The organism is Mesorhizobium sp. M7A.F.Ca.ET.027.03.2.1 (genome assembly GCF_003999175.1).
GTDB lineage: Bacteria > Pseudomonadota > Alphaproteobacteria > Rhizobiales > Rhizobiaceae > Mesorhizobium.
Map to the genome: position 1 here is coordinate 1 of NZ_RZOM01000693.1, position 3342 is coordinate 3342.

General features: G+C 64.0%; 4 protein-coding genes. 3 read left to right on the forward strand and 1 reads right to left on the reverse strand.

What is annotated here, in order from left to right; all coding sequences use genetic code 11:
* On the forward strand, positions 1–419 hold a 419-nt coding region (locus EN750_RS25040), incomplete at its 5' end, for an iron ABC transporter permease (RefSeq protein ID WP_145967894.1).
* Positions 420–425: 6 nt separating this feature from the next.
* Positions 426–1214 (forward strand): heme ABC transporter ATP-binding protein, encoded by a 789-nt coding sequence (locus EN750_RS25045; RefSeq protein WP_127398081.1) that lies wholly within the window; start codon positions 426–428, stop codon positions 1212–1214.
* A 29-nt stretch (positions 1215–1243) separates the two neighbouring features.
* Here EN750_RS25045 and rirA read toward each other — a convergent pair whose 3' ends face one another.
* Complete coding sequence (gene rirA, locus EN750_RS25050) at positions 1244–1705, reverse strand: iron-responsive transcriptional regulator RirA (RefSeq protein WP_127267528.1); 462 nt, start codon at positions 1703–1705, stop codon at positions 1244–1246.
* 275 nt (positions 1706–1980) lie between these two features.
* Between rirA and EN750_RS25055 the strand changes: the two genes are divergently transcribed.
* Positions 1981–3276, forward strand: coding sequence for a DUF445 domain-containing protein (locus EN750_RS25055; protein ID WP_127398083.1), 1296 nt, complete (start codon positions 1981–1983; stop codon positions 3274–3276).
* The last annotated feature ends 66 nt before the right edge of the window (positions 3277–3342 follow it).

Consider the following 3342-nt stretch of genomic DNA (forward strand, 5'->3'; position numbering starts at 1 on the left):
CCGTCGGGCCGGCGATAGTGCTCGCGTTGGCGACGATGCCGTTCCTGTCGCGCGGCCTCAACGCGCTGGCGCTTGGCGAGGCGACCGCCGGTCATCTCGGCATTCCGGTGCAGCGGCTGAAATACACGGCCATCGTCGGCGTCTCTGCCGCGGTCGGCGCATCCGTCGCCGTCAGCGGCGGCATCGGCTTCGTCGGCATCGTGGTACCGCATCTGCTGCGCCTGCTGATTGGTCCGGACAATCGCTATCTGCTGCCGGCGTCGGCGCTGCTCGGTGCCTCGCTGCTGCTTCTGGCCGATGCGGTCGCACGCACCATCGTTGCGCCGGCCGAACTGCCGATAGGCATCGTCACCGCGATAGCGGGCGCGCCGTTTTTCCTTTGGATCCTGCTGCGCAAGCGCGGCGTGGTTGATTTGTGAGGCTTGATGATCGAGGCCAAGGATGTTTCGGTTGATATCGCCGGCAAGCCTATCGTCAGCGGTATCGATTTCCACGCGCGGCCCGGGGAGATCGCCGCCATCGTCGGCCCCAATGGTTCGGGCAAGACGACCTTCCTCAAAGCGCTCTCCGGCGAACTCACCTACACCGGGCGCGTTGCCCTCAACGGCCGAGATCTCTCGACGATGAAGCCGGTCGAGGTGGCCGTCCATCGTGCGGTGCTGCCGCAGGCGACGACGCTGTCGTTCCCGTTCACCGTGCGGGAAGTGGTCAAGCTCGGCCTTGTCGGCGGCCGCTCAGGCGTCTTGCCGGGCGAGGATGCGCGGCTGCCGGAACGGGCGCTGGCGCGTGTCGATCTCGACGGCTTTGCCGGCCGTTTCTACCAGGAGCTTTCGGGCGGCGAGCAACAGCGCGTTCAACTCGCACGCGTGCTGAGCCAGGTCTGGGCACCGGTGCTCGACGGCAAGCCGCGTTTTCTGTTCCTCGACGAGCCGGTTTCCAGCCTCGACATCAAGCACCAGCTGATCATCATGAACATTGCCCGCGACTTCGCCAGAAGGGGCGGCGGCGTGGTCGCCATCCTGCACGACCTCAATCTGACGGCCATGTATGCCGACCGGATCTTCGTCATGCATCGCGGCAGGCTAGCCGCCACCGGGTCGCCGCGGGATGTGCTGAGCGATGACCTGATCGAAAAAGTGTTCGACTGCCGGCTCAGGGTCGGCGTGCTGCCGGCCGGCAATATGCCGTTCGTGCTGCCTCAGTCAGCGGCCTGATTGCAGATCTAGCCCGCGCCCCTGCTGGGTCAGGCAGCTGGTGCGCGGCGCTCCAGCATGTCGATTCCGAGCAGGTTGCGCACATTTGGACGTGCCGCCACGAGGTCGGCGATCGTATAGCGCTCCAGCACGGCGAAGAACGCGTTCAGCGCCTCGCGCAGCGCCGAGTTCAGCGCGCAGCTATCGACGAGCGGGCATTCGGCGGCATCGTTCTCGAAGCATTCGGCCATAGCGAAGCTCTCTTCTGTCACGCGCACGACATCGAACAGGCTGATGGCTTCGGCCGCCCGGCCAAGCTTGACGCCGCCATTCCTACCGCGCACGGTCTGGACGAGGCCGTGCTCGACCAGGGGCTGCAGGATCTTGAACAGGAAAAGCTCCGACACCGAATAGGCGGCCGCGATCTCGGGGATGCGGCTCAATCGGTCATCATTGGCCGCGCAATACATCAAGATGCGCATGGCATAGTTGGTCTGGCGCGTAAGCCGCATTTTGTCCTCACAAGGCACTGGTGCGGTGCAACCACGCCAGATCTGGAAATTTTGCTGATATGGCTTTGACCCGAATTTCCGGATTCGCCACATTAGCCTCGGCGGAATATGGCCTATACCTTGGAATAATTCCAGACTAGCTTCGCCCGATAGATGAATTTTCTCCTCAACTTTGTGTGCGCGGCCGGGGAAAATTCCGGGCGAAACCCGCTGTCGCGGGTATTTCGGCCATCGGAACACTAAATAGGCTGAGATCGACGAGGAGCGGCTCACCCATGTCACAATCGGCTTCGCCCCTGGCGCCGGTCCGTTTCGATGCCGAGGCGGATGCCAAGCTTTCCGCGTTGCGGCGGACGAAATTCCTCGCGGCGGCCGCACTGGCGCTTTGCGTGCTGGTGTTTGCGCTCGCCAAATCCTTCGAGCGCACCTATCCATGGCTCGGCTTCGTCGCCGCCTTTGCCGAGGCCGCGACCATCGGCGGGTTGGCCGACTGGTACGCCGTGGTGGCGCTGTTCAGGCGGCCGCTGGGACTGCCGATCCCGCACACCGCCATCATCCCGGAGAACCAGAACCGCATCGCCGACAATCTCGGTCGCTTCATCGAGGTCAACTTCCTGGCGCCTGAACCGGTGCGCGAAAGGCTCGCCGAGGTCGATTTCTCGGCACTCGTCGCCGACTGGCTGGCCGATACGGAGCGCGCCGCCGGCCTGTCGCGCTTCGTCGTGCGGCTGGTGCCGCAGACGCTGGCCGCTGTCGAGCAATCCGGCCTGCGCGGCTTCGTCACCAGCCGCATGCTGGAACAGATCGAAAAGGTGCCGCTGGCGCCGCTGGCCGCCGAGCTGTTGTCAGCGCTTACCGACGACCGCCGCCACCAGAAACTGTTCGACGAGTTCACCAAGGTGATCGGCAGGTTCCTCAATGACGAACAGGCGCTGGCGACGATGCGCGAAAAGATCCGTGAGGAACTGCCGTCGCTGTTCAACCTGTTCCGCGCCGACGCCTATCTGCTGAAGAAGATCGTCGCCTCGGCCGGCTCGCTTCTCGACGAGGTGAGGGCCGATCCCGATCACCCGATGCGCGCCGAATTCGACCGCTTCGCCCAAGGCTTCGTCGAGAAGCTGAGAACATCGAAGCAATACGCCAAACGGGCCGAGAAGCTGAAGCGCGACTTCCTGGCCCGGCCGGAGGTCAAGGGGTTGGCCGGCGAGATGTGGGCAAGCCTCAGCCAGTTCATCGAGCAGGACGCCAAGGCGCCGAATTCGGTTGTCCGCGCGCATCTTGCCAACATGTTCGTCGAGGTCGGTCGCCATCTTGCCGGGGATGCGCAGATCCGGGCCGACATGAACCAAGGGTTCGTGGTGGCTCTGGCGTCGTTCGTGGAGAGCCAGAAGGCCGGCGTGTCGACATTCATCGCCGACCAGGTCAAGCGCTGGGACCTCGCGCAACTGACGCGGCTGCTCGAGATGAACATCGGCAGGGACCTGCAATACATCCGTTTCAACGGCATGATCATCGGCGGGCTGGCCGGCATCGTGCTTTATGTCGCCGAGCGGCTGTTCCTCGTGAATTGATGCGCGGCCCGACTGGCGCTCATTCCTCCGCTTTCCTGGACTTGCGGCATGCGAGTGCTATTCTCC

What these genes read in the sequence shown, in the direction of transcription:
- EN750_RS25045 (WP_127398081.1), top strand. Translation starts at nt 426, where the DNA reads ATGATCGAGGCCAAGGATGTTTCGGTTGATATCGCCGGCAAGCCTATC.
- rirA (WP_127267528.1), bottom strand. Translation starts at nt 1,705, where the DNA reads ATGCGGCTTACGCGCCAGACCAACTATGCCATGCGCATCTTGATGTAT.
- EN750_RS25055 (WP_127398083.1), top strand. Translation starts at nt 1,981, where the DNA reads ATGTCACAATCGGCTTCGCCCCTGGCGCCGGTCCGTTTCGATGCCGAG.